The following is an 18,170-nucleotide window of genomic DNA, read 5'->3' on the forward strand; positions in this document are numbered from 1 at the left end:
AAATTCCCTAAATCCAAGGTTTTCGGGGCATAGTAGTTTATCTATCTCTCACTCCCCTTTTTCATGCAAATACGATGAAATCTTTACGCTCTTTTGGGAAATTCTGGCTGGTGGTGTTGTTGGTTTTGGGGTTCGGCGCCGGCCCGGTTTCGGCGGCGGGTGGCAGCCCGTCCATCACCGCTATTACGGCCCAGACTACGGCCTTCCTGCAAAAATTTGTGAACAAAGATGGAAAGGTAGATTACGCCACCATCCAGTTCCGTTCGGCGCAGCTGGATGAGCTGCTGACCAGCATCGCGGAATTTGACGTGGCCAAGGCGTCGGCCGCCGACCAATATGCCTTCTACCTCAACGCCTACAACATCCTCGTTATTGGGGAGATTGTGCGCAACTACCCGCTCGAATCGGTGCAGGACATGCCGGGCTTTTTCAACAAGACCCGTATGGTGGTGGGCCGCGAGCTGCTCACCCTCGACCAGATTGAAACCGACAAGCTGCGCAAGATTTACGACGACCCGCGCCTGCACTTTGCCCTCGTGTGCGGCACCAACAGCTGCCCGCGCCTGAGCCGCACCGCCTACGTGGGCAAAGACCTGTTCGTGCAGCTCAACAATCAGGCCCGCTTTGCTCTTCTAGACCCTACGTACGTGAAGGTGAACCCCGCCGATAAAACGGTGAAGCTGCCCGAAATATTTAAGTGGTACGAAGCCGATTTCAGCGCCAGCGGCAAAACCGGTCTGTTCTACGTGAATCAGTTTCGCAAAGACAACCGGGTGCCTTCCTGGTTCGCCGTCGATTATTACCCCTACAACTGGAGCCTGAACGACCAGAAATAATCCGCCCGCCGCCGCCCGCGCGCGGCTCCGTTACTGAGCTATGACCAACGCCAAAGGGCGAAGCCGTTGCTGGCTTCGCCCTTTGGCGTAACGGAAAGGGGAGGGCTGCGTAAGCCCATTACTTCCCATTGTTTCCAACGCATTCTTCAGCCCATGATTCCCGACAATATTTCCGGCGACGGCACCAATCCCAACGAAGGCGAAAACGCCGACATCACTGAAAACAAGCATTTCGCGAAAAACGAAGAGCTGGAAAAACAGAAGGAATACCAGCAGGACCAAAGCAACAACAAGGCCAGCAACGACCCCACAGCGGCCCGCAACACCGGCGCCAACGGCTACACCCAGCGCGACAACCAGAAAGACCAGCTCGATAACCTGCACATCGGCGGCTCTGAAACCAGCCCCCAGGGCGGCAACGACCACACCAACGCCGGCGAGCAGGCCCAGGGCCCCGGCTTCGAGGCGGAAGGCAGCTATGAGCTCGACCACAACCTGCGCACCCGCGACCAGAACTTTGGCGACGAAGCCCCCAGCGGCCCCGCCAAGCCCGCCGGCAATAGCGAAACCATCAGCAACGAATAAGCCGGCGTGGCGCCCGGCGCCACTGGCCCGAAAGCGGGGCCAGCGCTTTTCCTAACGGGAAGGCGCTGGCCCCGCTTTTTGTGGGGCGACGAGGGGGGGCGAAATTCGCGGCTTACCCCTGAATAATTCAAAAAAACGGCGGCCTGCTGCGCGGAACTGTGCTAAATCATTAACTTGCCGGGCATATCCTTTGCCGTGCTATTTGCAAGCGCGGCGGTTTTGCTACTTTTCCCACCCACTTAGTTGATGCCCTTGCCGATGAATCCGGAAAATTTACCCAAACCTGAAGAGCAGCCTTACGACCCCAACCTCGACGCGCAGGACGAAGACGTGACCTCGGGCGGCAATAACCGCCTGACTTACATTCTGGTGGGTGTTATCCTGGCGCTGGTGGTGGGCTACGTGGCCCTGCCGAAAGGGCACGGCACCGGCCTGGCGTCCGTCACGCCCTCGTTCATGCTCGATGACGCCGCTGTAACCGCCAAGGTGCCCACGGCGGAAGACAGCATTGCCGCTGGCCTCAAAACCGCGCCAGCCGTCGATGACGAAGACGCTTATGTAAGGGAAACAAAAGCCGCCAAGACCACCACAACCCGCGCGGCTACCCCCACGGCAGCAGTTGCCGCAGCTCCTGCGCCCGCGGCAGCCCCCACAGCCGCGCCCGAAGCCGCCCCAGAAGCTCCGGCCGCGCCGGCACCGGCCGCCGCCCCAGCCGCGCCCGCGTCCGTCACCATGTCGGGCAAGATTGAAGACGAAAACGGCAAGCCCCTGGTGGGGGCTACCGTGCTGCTGAAAGGCAGCAGCAAAGGCACCAGCACCGACGCCAATGGCAACTACACCATGGACGTGCCCGCTGGCGCCGAGAACACCCTGGTGTATGGCTACGGCGGCTACGAAGACGAAGAAGTGCACAGCCGCGGCACTCAGCCCGTGAACGTGACCCTCACGCCCCGCGCCAAAGCTAAAAAGCGCCGCTAGTATCAAGGCATAAGAACCGCAAAAGGCCCCATTTTCAACTGGAAATGGGACCTTTTGCGGTTCTTATGCCATTGGACTTAATTAGCTGATTTGTCAAAGCGCCTGCCCAGCAGAAAGTACACGGGAATACCCAAGGCCACCAGTCCCAAGCCCCGGCGCGAAAACTCGGCCGTGTCGGGTGCGATGAGCAGGATGACGCAGAACGCGCTGGCCAGCAGCACGTACAGGCCCGGCAGCACCGGGTAGCCCCAGGCGCGGTAGGGGCGGGGCGCGTCGGGCCGGGTGCGGCGCAGCACGAAAATGCCGATGATGGTGACAACGTAGAACAGAATCACGGCAAACATCACGTAATCGAGCAGCTGGCCGTAGGAACCGCTGAGGCAGAGCAGGCAGGCCCAGAGGCACTGGGCCCACAGGGCGCGGCCGGGTACGCTGGCCCCGTTCAGGCGGGCTAGGCCGGGGAAAAACAACCCGTCTTTGGCCATGGCGAAGTAGGCGCGGGCGCCGCTGAGAATGATGCCGTTGTTGGCGCCAAAGGTGCTGAGCATGATGAGCACTGCCATCACGTAGGCGCCACCCTTGCCCAGCATCGACTCGGCCACGGCCGTAGCCACCCGGTCGTCGGTGGCATACTGGATGCCGCGGCCGGCCAGCGTAGCGGCCTCGGGCGAGCCGTGCAGGGGCAGCACCAGCAAATACACCACGTTGATAAGAATGTAAAGCGCCGTGACGATGGCCGTGCCGATGGCCATGCTGCGCACCAGCGTGCGCTCGGGGTTTTGGATTTCCTCGCCCGCGAAGCCGATGTTGTTCCATGAATCGGACGAAAACAGCGAGCCCGACATGGCCATGCCGATAGCAATGAGCAAGGCCCCGCCGCTGATGGGCAGCGGCGCCGCGCTCACGCCGGGTGCCGGGTAGCGCGTGGCCGCCCACAAGTCGTGGAAGTTGGCCGCAATAGCCTCGTGGTTAATGCCCAGCGCCATGCCAAAAATGATGAGCAGCGCCAGGGCAATGAGCTTGGTGCTGCCCAGCACGTTCTGAATGAGCTTGCCGGTGCGCACGCCCTGCGCGTTGAGGGCCGTGATGCCGATAATCAGGATGATGGCCAGCAGCTGCACCGTGCTGAATTCGAGCCCGCCCAGGCTGAATAGCACGTGCTTCACGCTGAACCACGGCACGAGCACACCCGTGAACTTGGCAAAGGCCACGGCCACCGCCGCAATCACGCCGGTCTGGATGACGAGAAATAGCGTCCAGCCGTACAGGAAGGCCGTGAGGCGCCCGAAGGCCTCGCGCAGGTACACATATTGCCCGCCTACTTTGGGAAACATGCTGGCCAGCTCGCCGTAGCTGATGGCGCCGGCCATGGTGATGAAGCCCGTGAGCAGCCACACCACCAGCAGCCAGCCCGCGCTGCCCACCTGCCGGGCAATGTTGCCCGACACGATGAAGATACCCGAGCCAATCATGCTGCCCGTGACGAGCATGATGGCGTCGAAAAGATTGATGGCGCGCTTAAAATGCGGCTGGTCGGGTTGCGGTTCGGTCATAAATCTAAGGAATGAAGCTGGGAAGATAGAGGGCTGCGCCGAATGCGCGCGCCAGCAAGTACTTTCAGGCCGGAGCAGGGCGCTCCTGCTCAACCCTTCACCAACCGGCTTTGCCATGAAATCATCCGCTTGGGTCCCCGTTTTCCGGCTTTCGCTGCCAGCGTTGCTTCTTGCCACCGGCGGGTTGGCCATCGGCTGCTCGAAAGAAAAACTGAACTGTGGCAATGCCTGGCCATCGGCCGCTGTCCGCTTCAGCTTGCTCGACGACCGCACCGGAGCGGAATGGTTTGCTGCTCCCCGTGTGTTTTCACTCGATACCCTGCAAAAGTTCAACAGCGTCAACTCGCCCGTGTTGGTTGACCAAAAAGTAGTGTGGGGTTTTGGCCTGGGCAACGACTACGGCCTGCCCCAATCGGGCGGCGACAAGACGCTCACGTATTACCTGCGGCTCAGCCGTACCGATACCGATACGGTGGAAGCCCGCGTCGTTTACGGTGCTATGACCGAGGGTACTTGTCCGGAAGGTTTTAGCTACGCCAGTACCGTCGAGTACCGCTACAACGGCCGGCCCGCCGGCGCTTATGCAGGAAGCAGTTTCTATTGCAGCGGCTGTTCCAAAATAATTGCGTTTCGCAAGCAGCCTTAGCGGCCCAGCCAGCTAGAACTCGCTGCGGTCGTACCAGCTGCGCATGCGCCAGGGGTCGTTGCGGTTCTTGCGCACCAGCACGAGGCGCGCGGTGCCGGAGCCCGAAAACCGCTGGTCGTCGCGCTGCTCAATGGTGAGCAGGAAGGAGCGCTCCACGCTGGCCAGCGTGTCCGACGACAGCGTGTCGGAGCTGGGCAGGTACTGCGTCCACTGCAAATTGGTGGAGCGGGCGGCCTTGAAGAGGCGGTAGGTGGTGTTGGCGTCCACGTCGCGGGTCCAGGTCCGGTCCACGTTGGCGGCGAAGTCGCGGTAGGTGAACTTGAACTTGGGGGAGAGCAGCTGGCCATAAAGCGTCGAGTCGCGCAACTGATACGACGCCCGGAAGCGGTCGAAAAAGCCGCGCACCGTCACGGGGTTGCCGAGTAGCGCGTTCTGGTCGGTGGGCACCTCATCGAGGGCCGGCGCAAACGGATTGCAGGCGGGCACCGTCAGCACCAGCACAATGCCAGCCAGCAGCAAAAAAGGAAATGACGGGCGCCCAGGCTTCATGAGCCGAAATATACGGGTTTGGCGATGAATTATTGATAGGGAAACGATGAACAGGTAGAATGTCATGTCGAGCGCAGCCGAGACATCTCGCCGCGGGAAACTAATTACTTCGGCACGCGAGATGCCTCGGCTGCGCTCGACATGACGGCATTGTCAATCTCCCCATCTCTCCACTTTTCTTCAGTGTGAACTGAAATACTTCTTCAAATCCGTCCAGCACAGGCCGGGGGTGGTGCGCTGGTCGCGCCAGGCCACGATGCGCCACTCGTTGTTGCGCCGGCGCAGGATGAGGCGGAGGTTGCCTTGCAGGGTGCCGGCGTGGAATGCCGTATCCTGCTGGGTAATTTTAAGTTGGTAGAGGGCCGTTATTTCAACTGAATCGGCGGTGTAAAGCTGGTCGCGCCGGTCGGTGAGAATGAGTGTGTTATTGACGGTGGCGGCGGTGCGGCGGCGCAGGCTGCTGAAGTAGGTGGTTTCCTCGGGCACGCTCCAGTTGGCGAAGAGGGCGGGCGAGGAGCCGGCGCTGGTGGGGTCGGGCACGAAGCGGTAGGTAGGGCCGCTAAAGGTGCGCTCGTAGTTGGCTACGTTGACGTGTTGCACAGCCGTGATGAAGTTGCTCAGCAGGATATCGACCTGCGTGGGCTGAATCCATTCGCTGGCCGCGCCGGCGGGCTCGGGCTCGCGCAGCTGGAAGCAGGCCGGCAGGGCCAGTAAGCCCAGCAACGGCAGCAGCGCGCGGCCCCGCGGCCGGGGCTGGCCGTTAGAATTTCGACACCAGAGCTTCATAACCAATTGTGGGGCTTGGGATTGAACCGAAAGATACAGCGGCTTTTGGTGGCGGGCCGCGCCGGTTGCCGTACTTTCGTCGCCCGTCATCCGCTTCTTCCGCATGTCCCGAAAGCTTCTGGCGCTTCTCACGGCCCTTGTTTTGCTGCTTGCGCTGGCCACGTTTGTGTACTACCGCCGCACGCTGGCGGCCGTGCCCGTCGACCCCTACGCGCTGGTGCCCGACGATGCCGTGCTGGTCCTCAGCACCCACGACCACCCCGCCCTGGTGCGCCACCTGCAGGAAACCGAACTGTGGGACAACCTCACGGCGGTGCGCTACTTCCAGCAGGCCGCCGGCCACCTGGCCCTGGCCGACAGCCTGAACGGCGGCAGCGCCCGCCGCAACAGCCTGCTCAGCCTGCTGGGCCGCAAGCTGGTCATCACCTCGCTGCACGTCACGGGGCCGGGCGAGTTCGACGTACTCTACCAAGTGCCACTCACCCAGGTGAGCGAGTACCGGCAGGTGCGCGGCCTGCTCGAAACCCTGGGCCGCGACGCCCGCTACCGCCTCAGCACCCGCGACTACGAGGACCAGGAGCTGACCGTGCTCACCGAGCAGCGCAGCGAGTTCAGCATCACGATTCTCAACTACCGCAACCACCTCCTCATCAGCGCCAACCCGGGCCTGGTAGAAGCGGCCGTGCGCCGGCTGGCGCATCCCGACACGCCCACGGTGCTGGCCGCTTTCAACTCCACGGACTTGTTGAAGCTGCGGGGGGTAGATGCTTCGGTATTAGTAAACTATCGGCGGCTACCGCAGTTTCTGGATGTGCTCTTCCGGCGCGATGCCCACGGGCAGTTCGACCAGCTTACCGGGCTGGTTTCGCAGGGTTTGCTGGGCGTGAAGCTGGCCGGCCGCGAGTCGATTTTTCAGGGTTTTTCGAACCCTGAAATGGCCAAAGGGGCTTTGCAGCACCGGCTGCAGGGACAGCCCGCGCAGCCCCTGGGCCTAACTGGCATCATGAGTACGCGCACGGCCATGCTGCTGCACCTGGCGGCAAAGCCGGGCCGCGCCTGGCCGGCGGCGCCGGCTGGGGCCGCCGATTCGCTGGGTATTGGCAGTGCCCTCGACAGCCTGCAGGCCACCTTCGGGGGCGAAATGGCGGTGGCCTACCTGGCCACTACCACCCCCGGCAGCCGGCCGGGGCGCCTGGCCATGGTGCGCTGCCCGGCCCCGGCGCGCACGGCCGCCTGGCTGGCCCGGCTGCGGCGGCTGCAGGGCAACTCGCCGGCTTTCACCCGCGTGGGGCCGTACCAGATTCACCCCGTCGGCTTCAGCGAGGCATCGGTGCTGGGGCCGCTGCTCGACCCCGCCCGGCCCGCCGCCGTGGAGGTCGTGGCCAGCGCCGGGGTGCTGGTCGACAACTACCTGGTACTGTCCGACGAGCAAACCCTGAATGCCTACCTCGCCGACGTGGTGGCCGGTAGTACCTGGGCCCAAACCCCGGCCCAGGTTTCTTTTTTGCAGGAGACCCTGCCCCGGGCCCGCTTGAGCATTTTCATCGATACGCGCAACAGCTGGAACGCCCTGCTGGGCGTGCTCACCGAAGACCGCCGGGCCGGCCTGCTGCGCAACGAGGCCCTGTTCAAGCGCTTCCCCCAAATAGCGCTGCAGCTGGCCCCGCCCGACAACGAATCCGACCCGGAAGCCCAGTATTTCACCCAGCTGCTGCTGCACCGGCCCAACCTGGGCCCAGCCACTATGCAGCCGGGCGGGGCCGCAGCCAACAGCCGGGTGCTGGCTTTCAAGCACGCCCTCACCGGCACGCCGGCCCTGCTGCCCGCCCTGGGCACGCGGGTGTCGGCCGTGGTGGTGCAGGACTCGCTGCACACACTGCACTACGTGAGCGCCGAAAACGCCGTGCTGTGGTCCGATACGCTGGCCGGGCCGGCGGTGGGCGCCAGCCTGCTCCCGGCCGGGGGCGGCGTGCCCGGCGGCCTGCTGCTGGGCGCCGGTCCGCGCCTGCACCTGCTGGCCAACGACGGCCGCGAAGTGCTACCCTTCCCCCTGAACCTGCCCGATACCGTGCGTGTGGCCGGCCTGCTGGCCGCTGCGCCCGGCCCCGAGGTGCCAGCGCGCCTGCTGGCCGTCACGGCGGGCAATGCGCTGGTGTTGCTCGATGCCAAAGGGCGCCAATACCCCGGCTGGCAGCCCAAACGCCTCGATTTCCCCTTGGCCGGGCGGCCGGCGGTGCTGGCCGTAGGCGGGCGCAACGTGGTGGTGGCGCCCCTGCAAAACGGCTACGTGTATGCCTTCGATGGCGAAGGGGCGCTGCTGCCGGGTTTCCCGCTCAGCATGGGGGCGCGGCTGGCCGGCGATGTGCTGGTGCAGGCCAGCAGCACCCTCGCCCGCACCCGCCTCAGCATGGTAAACCAGCACGGCGAGCTGGTGAACTTCAATCTGAGCGGCGACGTGCTCAGCCGCCGCCGCATTGCCACCTGGAGCCGCACCGCCCGCTTCCGGCTGGTGCCCGACCTGCGCGGCCGCACCTTCGTGCTGACCCGGGAAGACGGCAACCAGCTCGACGTGTACCTGCCCAACCAAACGGCGCCGCTGTTCACCCAGCGCTTCGTAACGTCGGGCGACAAGGCGGTGCAGTACTTCGATTTTGGCAACAACCGGAGCATGGTGGCCGTCACGGAGCCCGGGCCGGGGCAGGTTTTTTTGTACGACGCCAAAGGCCAGCTGCTCGGCGGCGATGCCTTGCCCAGCACCGGGACCGGCGTGGGGCTGAGCTACGATGCCACCACCGCCACCTTTCAGCTGGTTCGCATCGTGGGCCGCGAGCTGCGCCGCACCGAATTGCGGGATGGGCAGTAATAGTGGATTGGCAAGGCGGTAGAGTGGTCGGCGAGTTATCAAATTAGGAAAGCGTCATGCTGAGCGCAGTCGAAGCATCTCGCGTGCCACCACTAATCCTTTTCTGTCAATAGAATTACTGCCACACGCCAGATGCTTCGACTGCGCTCAGCATGATGTTGTGTTATTTGCTTTCTGCTTGTCAACCAATCCACTACATCATGTCTCAAACCTTCACCACCGGCCTTGTGGTGGGTAAATTCTGGCCGCCGCACCGGGGCCACCAGCTGCTGCTCGAAACCGCCGCCGCCCAGGTAGCGGAGCTGGTGGTGCTGGTGTACGCCAACCCGGACTCGCCCGCGCACCCGGCAAGCCTGCGGGCCGACTGGCTGCGCATGTTGTACCGCGGCGATGATGGGAGTGCCGGGCCGCATATTGGCCGCACGCCGTTGCGCATTTTCGCGCTCTCGGCCACCGCCGATGGCGTGCCGCCCGATGCCGCCGATGATACCACTCAGCGCGAGTTCGTGCGCCAGTGGCTGACACGGCAGGGCATCACAATTGAGGTGGTTTTCAGCAGTGAGGCTTACGGACCGGGCTTTGCGGAATACATCGGCGCGGCGCACGTGGCGGTAGATGAAGCCCGCCAACGGGTGCCGGTTTCCGGTACGCTGGTGCGGAATAATTCGGCTGCTTATGCGCAGTACCTGCACCCGCTGGTAGCGGCGCAGCTGGGCGTGAGCCCGCCAGCGCCGGTGCCGCGCGTGGTGTTTCTGGGGGCCGAAAGCAGCGGGAAATCTACGCTGTGCGCGGCGCTGGCCGATGCCTGCGCCACTGCGTGGGTGCCCGAATATGGCCGCACCCTGCACGAGCAGAAAAACGGCCAGCTCGACTACGACGACCTGCTTTACATTGCCCGTCGCCACGCCGAGCTGGAGGACGAAGCCGCCGCGCAGGCGCACGACGTGCTGTTTTGCGACACCAACGCAGCCACTACGGCACTGTATTCCTACTACTATTTTCACCGCTGCGACCCCGCCCTGCAAGCCATGGCGGCCGTGTGCGGGCAGCGCTACGCCCACACCTTCGTGTGCGCGCCCACCGTTCCCTTCGAGCAAGACGGCTGGCGCGGCCCGGAGGCCCTGCGCAGCTTCCAGCACGGCATGATACTGATGCAGCTCGACTACTTTGGCATCCCGTTCACGCTGGTGGAGGGCACCGTGGCCGAGCGGGTGGCGCAGGTGCGGGCGGTGTTGGGCATTAGTGAGCAATAAGAAACGTCATGTCGAGCGCAGCCGAGACAACTCGCGTGCCTTCGTTTGTCATCCTGAGCGTAGCGAAGGACCTTTTCACGTTAGCCTTATCTGACAACTGCAAATTGTTTTTCGGTGATAAGGTCCTTCGCTACGCTCAGGATGACAAATAATTTAATTGCTTCGACTAAGCTCAGTATGATATTCCTTTTGCTCACCACTCACCGGTTTGTCAGCCAGCCTTTTCGATAAAAATAAAAGAGCTGGGTGCCCACCACCATCGCCATGATGCCGAGTACCATGGGGTAGCCCCAGGGGCTGTAGAGTTCGGGCATGTTGAAGGGCAGGGTGCGGCCGTGGTCGTCGTGGCGCTGGAAGTTCATACCGTAGAGGCCCACCACAAAGCTGAGGGGAATGAAAATGGTGCTGATGATGGTGAGCACCTTCATCACCTCGTTCATGCGGTTGCCCTGGTCCGACATGTAGAGGTCGGTGAGGGAGGAGATGTTGTCGCGGTAGCTTTCGGCTAGGTCCAGGGTCTGGATGGCGTGGTCGTAGGCGTCGCGATAGAATATTTTCAGCGTTTCGGGCATCGTTTCTTCGGGCAGGCGCAGGATTTCCGCGATTTTGTCGCGCTCCGGATACACCAGCCGGCGGAAGCGCACCACGTCTTTCTTGATGCGCAGGATGCGGTTGAGCAGGCGGCGCGGGCGCTTGTCGGCGAAAATGGCTTCTTCGAGCTCCTCAATGTAGTCGCCGATGGCGGCCATGGTGGGGTAGTAGTGGTCGAGCACCACGTCGGTGAGGGCGTAGGCCAGGTAGAGGGCCGGGTGGCGGCGCAGGGTGCTGAAGTTGGACCGGATGCGCGCCCGCAGCGTGTCGAGGCAATCGTCGTAATCGTCCTGAAACGTGAGGACGTAGTTCGGGCCGGTGAAGATGGAGAGCTGGTCGTCGTCGATTTCGAGCAGGGGCGTGAAGTCGGTCATGCGCGACACCATGAAGAGGCGGTGGTCGTCGAACACCTCTACCTTGGCCCGCTGGTAGTCGTTTAGCACGTCTTCCATTTGCAGGGGATGGAGGCCGAAATCCTGCAGGAAACGCTCCATCAGGGGCAGGTCGCCGTAGCCGCGCACGTCAATCCAGTGCTTGAGTTCGGGGTGGGTGCGGAGCTCGGCCAGCAGCTCGTCGTAGCGGTCGGTGTACTCGTTTTCGGCGCAAGTGGTGTCGTCGTACGACATCAGAAACAGGCGCGGCTTGAGGGCGCCCTCGCGGATGTTGAGCGTGCCCGGGCGCTGGCCCACCTGCTGAAAGCGCGCCTGCCGGGTGGCCTCGCGGTCGGTGATGGTGTAGGCGGTGTCGGTGCCGGGCACCTCGCCCAGCGCGGGCGAGCGGTTGGGCACGGCTGACGAGGAAGAGCTAAGCGGATTCATGCGGCGTAAGGTCGGAAGCAAAGTAGCAATGTGGCAGCCTACGTATGGCAGTTGGATGAAGATGTGCCGTTGCGGCATCAGGAGCGGCGAACCACGGCCCACTGCAAGCACCGACACCCATTCCGTGCCGTACTTTGCCCGTTCAGCCACTTGCCCCGCGTTTGAAAAGTACGGAAACCATCATTGCCCCCGAAGCCGCTCCGCTGCCAGATTCCGCGTCCCTGACCGTGTGGATGGCCGAAGACGGCCCCGCGGCCCCGCGGCTGCCGCTGGCGTTTGAGTCGTTCCTGTACCTGCGGCCCGAACACCAGCGCCTGCAGGCCGAAGCCGGGCCGGTGCTGAGTTTTTACCTGGAAGACACCGGCGCCGGCCGCACCGTGGCCCAGCTGCACGTGGCCCTGGATGAGGCCGCGTCCGTGGCCCACAGCCCCGCCCAGGCTCCTTTTGGCGCCGTACAGCTAGCAGGTGGCCTCGGCCCACAGGCTCTGCACCAACTGCTGGCTGTGGTGGAAGCGCAGCTCCGGCAGCGGGGCCTGCGCCGGCTGGCCCTGCGCGGCTACCCCTTTGCCTACGACCCCGCCGGGGCCGCTACATTGGCCGAAACCCTGCGCCAACGGAGCTACCACGTGGCCCTGGCCGAGCAGAACTACCACCTCGACCCCCAGCGCGACTACGAGGCCCACCTGCACCCCTCCGAGCGCCGCCGCCTGCACAAGTGCCGCCGCCACGGCCTGCACTTCGAGCAGGAGCCGCCCTTTCTGCTGCCGGCGGCCTACGAGTTCATCCGGGCGTGCCGACAGGAGCGGGGGCAGGAGCTGTCGCTGTCGTTGGAGCGGGTGCAGCAGCTGTTTAAGGTGTTTCCGCGCGAGCATTTCCTGTTCTCGGTGCGCCAGCCCGATGGCGAGTGGGCGGCTCTCACGGTGGCCATTCGGGTGAGCGAGCGGGCGCTCTATAATTTTTACCCCGCCAGCCCGCTGCGCTGCAACGCGCTGAGCCCGGTCGTGATGCTCAACGAGGGCCTGCACGCCTTCGCCCGGGCCAGCGACCAAGCCGTGCTCGACCTCGGCACCTCGACCCTCAATGCCAGCCCCAATGCCTCGTTGCTGCGTTTCAAACGCCACCTGGGCGGCGTGGCCGGCCTGCGGCTGAGTTGGGAAAAGGAGTTGTAGGACTTCTGCGATTGCGAGGCTGCAGGCCGTGGCAAACGAATTTCAGCGTGGCTAATCCGTTCTATTCTCAGCGAGTAGCCTTCTAACGTGACAACTAAAAGTACGCCAAGCGAAAGCCGCGCTACTACCCGGTGGCGGGGCTTTCTGGTAAAAGGAAGTATCTGGTTCTGACAGGACGGATTGCCGCGTTGCGCTGCGCTTCACGCGCAATGACAGACGCCCCCGTTCTTTGCACCTGCATGCCCGACACTTCTCAACCCAAGTCACCCATTCGGCAGTTTGTGCGGGGCTCGCTGGGCACGGGCGTGGCGGTGGTGGCCCGGGCCGCCGGCTCGTTGCTTGTGAACAAGCTGTTTGCCCTGTACGCGCCGGCCGGCGGCCTCACGCTGTTGGCGCAGTTCCAAAACCTGATGGCCCTGCTCACCACGTTGCCGAACGACGGCGTGCACGTGGGCGTGGTGAAATACCTGGCGCCACTGCGCCCGGGCAGCCCGCGCTACCACACTTGGCTGGGCGCTGCCGCTGTGCTGAACGCGCTGGCCCTGCTGCTGGGTGCCGCCGTGCTGGCCACCAAAGGGCTGCTGCACTGGGGCTGGGGCAGCTTGGCGGTATTCGTGATGGGCATCGCGCTACTCACGGGCCAGGGGCTGCTGAGCGCCGCGCTGCTGGCTGCCGGGCGCCTGCGGGCCTACATCGGCCTGTCGGTGACGCTGGCGGCCCTGGGCACCGGCGCCGTAGCGGCCGCCTTGTGGTGGGGCTACCCCTTGCCGACGGTGTTGCTGGCGTATCTGGTGGCCCAGGGCCTGACGCTGGTTCCGGCCTGGGGGCTGGCGGCGCGGGCCGGGCTGTTGCGGGGCTGGCAACTGCGGGCGCCGGTCAGCCGGGTGGCCTTGCGCGGCCTGGGCCGGTTCCTGCTGATGGCCGTGAGCACGCTGCTGTTTGGCAAAGCCGTTGATTATGCCTTGCGCGGCTACCTGCTGGGCACCTTCGGGCCAGGCCCGACGGACTTGTGGCAGGTGGTGGCCAAGCTGTCCGACAACTACACCATGGTTTTTGGCGCGGTGATGAGCAGCGTGTTCTACCCCCGGCTGGCGGCGCTGGCCAGCCAGCCGCGTGCTGCGCGGCGCTATCTGCTGAGCGTGCTGGCCCTGCTGGCGCCGCTGCTGGCCGGCGGCCTGGGGCTGATTTTTGTGTGCCGCGACTGGCTGCTGCCGCTGCTGTTTGCGCCGCGCCTGCTGGCGGCGCGGGCGCTGCTGGCACCCCAGTTGCTCGGCGACTGGGCCAAGTTCCTGAGCTGGCTGTTCATCTTTCAGCTCATGGCCCGGGCACGCACCGGGCCCTACATCGCGGTGCAGGCGGCATCGGCAGCGGTATTTGCCGGGCTGCTGGCGGTGCTGCTGCCGCGCTACGGCCTGGAAGGGGCGGTGCTGGCTCACGCCGCCCGGTATGCGCTGGTGCTGGTAGCTTGCGTGGGATTTTTTGGGGTTTTCGGAAGGAACAAACCAGCGGACAGAGTATAGTAATACGTTCCACCCAACGGGCTGCCACCTATTGCCTGCGCCCAAGCCCCCACTCATGGCCCATTGGCTGGCCGCGCCCGGTGGTTTCTGTGTTTCTTTTGTGCCCTTGCACAATGGCCAATTCTACAACTGACATTTCTCCTTCCTCCGCAAGCGAAGCACCGCTGGTCACCATCGTGGCCCTGTGCCACAACCACGCGCCCTTCCTGCGCGAGGCCCTGGATTCCATCCTGGCCCAAACCTACCCGCAGCTGGAAGTGTGGCTCGTGGATGATGCCAGCACCGACGGCAGCCCGGACATTCTGCGCGAATACGCGGCCCGCCACCCCGCCTGGCACCTGCTGCTGCTGCCCGAAAACGTGGGCAACTGCCGCGCTTTCAACCTTGCTTTCCGCCAGAGCCAGGGCGAATTCATCATTGATTTTGCTACCGACGACGTGCTGCTGCCCGCGCGCGTGGCCCAGCAGGTGCAGGCCTTCCAAAGCGCGCCCGCCAACGTGGGCGTGGTGTATTCCAATGCCGAGCTGATTAGCGAAGCCGGCCAGCTGCTGGGCCTGCACCACCGGCCCGACGGCCACGGCGGCCTGCAGCCGGCGCCCGCCAGCGGCTGGGTGCTGGCCGATGTGCTGGCCCGCTACTTCATCAGCACGCCCACCATGCTCATGCGCCGCGCCTGCCTGCAGGCGCTGGGCGGCTACGACGAAACGCTGGCCTACGAAGACTTTGACTTCTGGGTGCGCGCCAGCCGCGACTGGCAGTTCCTGTACCTCGACGCCGTGACCACCCGCAAGCGCAAGCACCCGCGCAGCATGAGCGCGAAGGCCTACCAGGCCCACGACCCCTTTCTGGCCTCTACCATTCGGGTGTGTGAAAAAGCACTGGCTCTCATCCGCACCCCCCCGGAACGGGCCGCCCTGGCCGTGCGTCTGCGGTGGGAGCTGCGCCAGGCTGTGCGCCGCCACCGCTACGCCGAGGCCCGCCAGCTGGCCGCGCTGCTACGCCAGACCAGCCGCCTTACCTGGCTCGACCGCGCGCTGGCCACCTGGAGCCGGCTGTTTGGGTAGAATTGCCCCCTTTTGCGGCCGCTCGCAACGCGAAAGCCGTGGTAATTCTCGGGGATGGGGTTAGTATTGCGGGCCAGATGCTTCATGCCGGGCTGGTGCGCGTGCTGGCCTCCCTTTTAACTTATCCGCCGTGCCGCGTCACACCCGTTTTGCCATCTTCCTGCGAGTGGTGCTGCTGCCGCTGGGCTTGATTGGAAGCACGGTGGCCGGCCTGGGCAGCTACTACGAAACCAGCGACGAAACGTCGATGGCCTGGCTCTTCAATGGCACGCTGGCGCTCAAGCCGGTTGTTTACCTGCCCCTTTATTTTCACGGGTACGGGCACTTGTTGGCGGCAGCTTATATGGCGGCGCCGGGCGTGCCTTGGCTGGGCGTGTTGCTGGCCGGGCTGCTGGCCGGAGCCACGGTACTGGCCTTTGCGGTGCTCGACCGCCTGCTGCGGCCCCACTTCGGGCCGGCGGGGCTGGTCGGGGTGCTGGTTGCCTTCTTCGTATTGGCTTGGCTCGAACATTGGCTTTGGTTCAGCCACGTGCGGGTAGCGTTGGTGGCAGCAGCTATGGCGGTGCTATTCGCGGCCCAGCGGCCGGGGCGGCGGGGGGCGCTGGCCGTGGGTTTGCTGGGACTGGGCGCTGCGTGGCTGCTACGGCCCAGCACTGCTTGGCTGGGTTTGGCGGCGGCGCTGCCGGGCGCCATCTGGCTGGCTGGGAGCGCGCGGCGCGCGGCGCCCGCTTTGGTGGGCGGGGCGGCGCTGCTGGTGCTGGCCACCAGCGCGGCGGCACTTATACAAACGCCCGGCCAGGCCCGGGCGCAGGCCCGCGATACGTATCTGGCCCGCATTCTCGATTTTAATCAGTTGCGCCCGCAGCCTCGCACCCCCGCCGACAGCCTCGGCACCGAGGCCGTGCGCCTGTGGCTGCTGGGCGATTCCAGCGTAGTCAACGAGGCCTTTTGCCAGCGCGTCTATCATTTCGACGCCCCCGATTTCTGGCTGAGCGAAGTGCCGGCCAAGCTGCGCCTGCGGGCCGGGCTGCTGCTGCGCGACTACTTTCCCCTGCTGCTCGCGTTGGCCGCCACGGCCGTGGTGGCCGAGCGCGGCGGGCGGCCCCGGCGCGGTTTCTGGCTGGTGCAGGCGGGCTTTGGTGGGGCTCTGGTTTTGTTGGCCGGCGTGCTGAAGCTGCCGCCCCGGCTGGCGCTACCCCTGCTCGATTGCTGGCTCTTGGCCAACGGCGCTTTTCTGCTGGCCCGGCCAGTGGTTTGGCGCAACAGCGGCCCGAAACCGGTGTTTTCCCGGAAAGCATCCGGCCTGGTGGCGGCCCTGGCGCTGGCCGTTTTCGGGCTCTATAGCTTGAAAACGGGGCACCGCTGGTGGGTGCTGAGCGCCGAGCGCGGGCGCCACGAAGAGGCCCTGCGCACCATCGGCATAGGAGCCGGGCGCGTCGTGTTGATGGCCGGCACCAATGATTTACTCAAAAGCCTGTCGCCTTTCCGGCCTTACGGGGCCGCCCCCGCATCTGTGCTATTACTCACCGGCTGGCCCTCTTACGATGCTTCGCAGGCGTCCTTGCGCTACGCACTCAGCCACACCACCGACCAAACCGAATGCCTGCGCCGCCTGGCTGCCCGCCCGCAAGGCTTGGCTCCAAAATGGGTGCTCACGCCGGAAGCGGTTCGCTGGCTTGCCCGCCGCACGCGTATGGCCGGGGGGCATCGGCTGCTATTCAGGCCGGTGGTAGTGGTGGTGCCGCATTCGGCTTTATTGGAATACAGCGTGAGCCTGAAACAGCTGCCGTAGCGCCATAAGCCCGATTTTTGGCCTCCATGCCGGTCGAATGACATAATCTTATACCCTCCCCGCTGGGCTTGAGGCGGACCTTTGCACCCGTCAAAGCGTTTCTTCACCAATCTTTCACGCTTTTTCGTTCTGTGTCTATGCAAACCTCCATATCAGCAACCCGCGGCGAAGTCCTGCAACAAATGGAAGGCTTCTTGAAGTCGAACATGAGCACCTTCCTCAAAAGCGTGGAAGACAGCTGGCAACCCGCCGATTACCTGCCCGATTCGCGCCGCGACACGTTTTTTGACGAAGTAAAAGAGCTGCGCGAAAAAGCCGGCACCCTGAGCTACGACCTGCTGGCTGTGCTCATCGGCGACACCATCACCGAGGAGGCGCTGCCCAACTACGAGGCCTGGTTCCACGAGCTCGACAACATCAACCGCGACCGCAACAACGGCTGGGCCGAGTGGATTCGGGGCTGGACGGCCGAAGAAAACCGCCACGGCGACCTGCTCAACCGCTACCTCTACCTCTCGGGCCGCGTGAACATGCGCGAGTTTGAGGTGAGCACCCAGTACCTCATCAACGACGCCTTCGACCTGGGCACGGCCAACGACCCCTACCGCGCCTTCGTGTACACCAGCTACCAGGAGCAGGCCACCAACATCTCGCACCGCCGCGTGGGCCAGCTGGCCCGCAAGGCCGGCGACGACCAGCTCTCCAAAATCTGCGGCATGATTGCCGGCGACGAAACCCGCCACGCCCGCGTGTACAAGGCTTTCGTGACCGAGATTTTCAAGTACGACCCCTCGGAAATGATGCTGGCCTTCGAGGACATGATGCGCAAGAAAATTGTGATGCCCGCCCACTACATGCGCGAAATGGGCGTGGAGATGGGCAAAACCTTCGGCCACTTCACCGACGCCGCCCAGCGCCTGGGCGTGTACACCAGTGCCGACTATACCGACATTCTCGACTCCCTCATCACCGATTGGGACATCGAGCACATTGGCGGCCTGACCGGCGAGGCCGAGAAAGCCCGCGACTACATCATGGCCCTGCCCAACCGCCTGCGCCGCGTGTCCGACCGCATGGCCGTGCCCAAGCTGGAATACAAGTTCAAGTGGATTTCCTGATTCATTTAACAGGTATCCATCAACAGTTAACAGCCGTTCAGCTGGCCCT

The 18,170-nt window shown here is 64.2% G+C and carries 15 protein-coding genes; 11 read left to right on the plus strand and 4 right to left on the minus strand.

Features of this window, described 5'->3' with window-relative positions:
- The first annotated feature begins 74 nt into the window (after nucleotides 1-74).
- The 3 genes from Q4S41_RS13105 (at nucleotide 75) to Q4S41_RS13115 (ending at nucleotide 2,399) form a co-directional block, all read left to right on the plus strand.
- Nucleotides 75-836: a DUF547 domain-containing protein gene (locus Q4S41_RS13105; RefSeq protein ID WP_305031572.1), complete on the plus strand. Its 762-nt coding sequence runs from the start codon at nucleotides 75-77 to the stop codon at nucleotides 834-836.
- Between the two features lie 153 nt (nucleotides 837-989).
- Nucleotides 990-1,421 carry a hypothetical protein gene (locus Q4S41_RS13110; RefSeq protein ID WP_305031573.1) on the plus strand — a complete coding sequence of 144 codons (432 nt, stop codon included), beginning with the start codon at nucleotides 990-992 and terminating at the stop codon, nucleotides 1,419-1,421.
- A 258-nt stretch (nucleotides 1,422-1,679) separates the two neighbouring features.
- Nucleotides 1,680-2,399 (plus strand): carboxypeptidase-like regulatory domain-containing protein, encoded by a 720-nt coding sequence (locus tag Q4S41_RS13115; protein ID WP_305031574.1) that lies wholly within the window; start codon nucleotides 1,680-1,682, stop codon nucleotides 2,397-2,399.
- Nucleotides 2,400-2,476: 77 nt separating this feature from the next.
- Here Q4S41_RS13115 and Q4S41_RS13120 read toward each other — a convergent pair whose 3' ends face one another.
- Nucleotides 2,477-3,952 (minus strand): APC family permease, encoded by a 1,476-nt coding sequence (locus Q4S41_RS13120; protein WP_305031575.1) that lies wholly within the window; start codon nucleotides 3,950-3,952, stop codon nucleotides 2,477-2,479.
- A gap of 115 nt (nucleotides 3,953-4,067) precedes the next feature.
- Here Q4S41_RS13120 and Q4S41_RS13125 point away from each other — a divergent pair, with 115 nt between their 5' ends.
- The gene (locus tag Q4S41_RS13125) at nucleotides 4,068-4,598 is read left to right on the plus strand and encodes a hypothetical protein (RefSeq protein WP_305031576.1); all 531 of its coding nucleotides are present in this window, start codon (nucleotides 4,068-4,070) and stop codon (nucleotides 4,596-4,598) included.
- Nucleotides 4,599-4,610: 12 nt separating this feature from the next.
- On the opposite strand, the gene Q4S41_RS13130 is transcribed toward Q4S41_RS13125, so the two are convergent.
- Nucleotides 4,611-5,147: a hypothetical protein gene (locus tag Q4S41_RS13130; RefSeq protein WP_305031577.1), complete on the minus strand. Its 537-nt coding sequence runs from the start codon at nucleotides 5,145-5,147 to the stop codon at nucleotides 4,611-4,613.
- A 180-nt stretch (nucleotides 5,148-5,327) separates the two neighbouring features.
- A complete protein-coding gene (locus Q4S41_RS13135) occupies nucleotides 5,328-5,933 on the minus strand; it encodes a hypothetical protein (protein ID WP_305031578.1) in 606 nt (201 codons plus the stop codon).
- A 103-nt stretch (nucleotides 5,934-6,036) separates the two neighbouring features.
- Here Q4S41_RS13135 and Q4S41_RS13140 point away from each other — a divergent pair, with 103 nt between their 5' ends.
- Together Q4S41_RS13140 and Q4S41_RS13145 are read left to right on the plus strand one after the other, a co-directional pair.
- On the plus strand, nucleotides 6,037-8,796 hold the full coding sequence (locus Q4S41_RS13140) for a hypothetical protein (protein WP_305031579.1): 2,760 nt from the start codon (nucleotides 6,037-6,039) through the stop codon (nucleotides 8,794-8,796).
- Between the two features lie 200 nt (nucleotides 8,797-8,996).
- Entirely contained in the window at nucleotides 8,997-10,049 is a 1,053-nt protein-coding gene (locus tag Q4S41_RS13145) for an AAA family ATPase (protein ID WP_305031580.1), read from the plus strand.
- Between the two features lie 200 nt (nucleotides 10,050-10,249).
- On the opposite strand, the gene corA is transcribed toward Q4S41_RS13145, so the two are convergent.
- A complete protein-coding gene (gene corA, locus Q4S41_RS13150) occupies nucleotides 10,250-11,458 on the minus strand; it encodes a magnesium/cobalt transporter CorA (protein WP_305031581.1) in 1,209 nt (402 codons plus the stop codon).
- A gap of 161 nt (nucleotides 11,459-11,619) precedes the next feature.
- Here corA and Q4S41_RS13155 point away from each other — a divergent pair, with 161 nt between their 5' ends.
- The 5 genes from Q4S41_RS13155 to Q4S41_RS13175 all read left to right on the plus strand — a co-directional run bounded on the left by Q4S41_RS13155 (nucleotide 11,620) and on the right by Q4S41_RS13175 (nucleotide 18,121).
- Nucleotides 11,620-12,627, plus strand: a complete 1,008-nt coding sequence (locus Q4S41_RS13155) for a hypothetical protein (protein WP_305031582.1) — start codon at nucleotides 11,620-11,622, stop codon at nucleotides 12,625-12,627.
- Between the two features lie 239 nt (nucleotides 12,628-12,866).
- Nucleotides 12,867-14,147: a hypothetical protein gene (locus Q4S41_RS13160; protein WP_305031583.1), complete on the plus strand. Its 1,281-nt coding sequence runs from the start codon at nucleotides 12,867-12,869 to the stop codon at nucleotides 14,145-14,147.
- A gap of 113 nt (nucleotides 14,148-14,260) precedes the next feature.
- On the plus strand, nucleotides 14,261-15,211 hold the full coding sequence (locus Q4S41_RS13165; RefSeq protein ID WP_305031584.1) for a glycosyltransferase family 2 protein: 951 nt from the start codon (nucleotides 14,261-14,263) through the stop codon (nucleotides 15,209-15,211).
- A 130-nt stretch (nucleotides 15,212-15,341) separates the two neighbouring features.
- Nucleotides 15,342-17,003: a hypothetical protein gene (locus tag Q4S41_RS13170; RefSeq protein WP_305031585.1), complete on the plus strand. Its 1,662-nt coding sequence runs from the start codon at nucleotides 15,342-15,344 to the stop codon at nucleotides 17,001-17,003.
- Nucleotides 17,004-17,140: 137 nt separating this feature from the next.
- A complete protein-coding gene (locus Q4S41_RS13175) occupies nucleotides 17,141-18,121 on the plus strand; it encodes an acyl-ACP desaturase (RefSeq protein WP_305031586.1) in 981 nt (326 codons plus the stop codon).
- The last annotated feature ends 49 nt before the right edge of the window (nucleotides 18,122-18,170 follow it).

The sequence above is a fragment of the Hymenobacter convexus genome (assembly GCF_030580955.1).
In the GTDB taxonomy this organism is placed as follows: Bacteria; Bacteroidota; Bacteroidia; order Cytophagales; family Hymenobacteraceae; genus Hymenobacter.

Coding starts and splice junctions, on each gene's coding strand:
- Q4S41_RS13165 (WP_305031584.1), top strand. CDS start 14,261: ATGGCCAATTCTACAACTGACATTTCTCCTTCCTCCGCAAGCGAAGCA.
- Q4S41_RS13130 (WP_305031577.1), bottom strand. CDS start 5,147: ATGAAGCCTGGGCGCCCGTCATTTCCTTTTTTGCTGCTGGCTGGCATT.
- Q4S41_RS13175 (WP_305031586.1), top strand. CDS start 17,141: ATGCAAACCTCCATATCAGCAACCCGCGGCGAAGTCCTGCAACAAATG.
- Q4S41_RS13145 (WP_305031580.1), top strand. CDS start 8,997: ATGTCTCAAACCTTCACCACCGGCCTTGTGGTGGGTAAATTCTGGCCG.
- Q4S41_RS13120 (WP_305031575.1), bottom strand. CDS start 3,952: ATGACCGAACCGCAACCCGACCAGCCGCATTTTAAGCGCGCCATCAAT.
- corA (WP_305031581.1), bottom strand. CDS start 11,458: ATGAATCCGCTTAGCTCTTCCTCGTCAGCCGTGCCCAACCGCTCGCCC.
- Q4S41_RS13110 (WP_305031573.1), top strand. CDS start 990: ATGATTCCCGACAATATTTCCGGCGACGGCACCAATCCCAACGAAGGC.
- Q4S41_RS13160 (WP_305031583.1), top strand. CDS start 12,867: ATGCCCGACACTTCTCAACCCAAGTCACCCATTCGGCAGTTTGTGCGG.
- Q4S41_RS13135 (WP_305031578.1), bottom strand. CDS start 5,933: ATGAAGCTCTGGTGTCGAAATTCTAACGGCCAGCCCCGGCCGCGGGGC.
- Q4S41_RS13125 (WP_305031576.1), top strand. CDS start 4,068: ATGAAATCATCCGCTTGGGTCCCCGTTTTCCGGCTTTCGCTGCCAGCG.
- Q4S41_RS13115 (WP_305031574.1), top strand. CDS start 1,680: ATGAATCCGGAAAATTTACCCAAACCTGAAGAGCAGCCTTACGACCCC.
- Q4S41_RS13140 (WP_305031579.1), top strand. CDS start 6,037: ATGTCCCGAAAGCTTCTGGCGCTTCTCACGGCCCTTGTTTTGCTGCTT.
- Q4S41_RS13105 (WP_305031572.1), top strand. CDS start 75: ATGAAATCTTTACGCTCTTTTGGGAAATTCTGGCTGGTGGTGTTGTTG.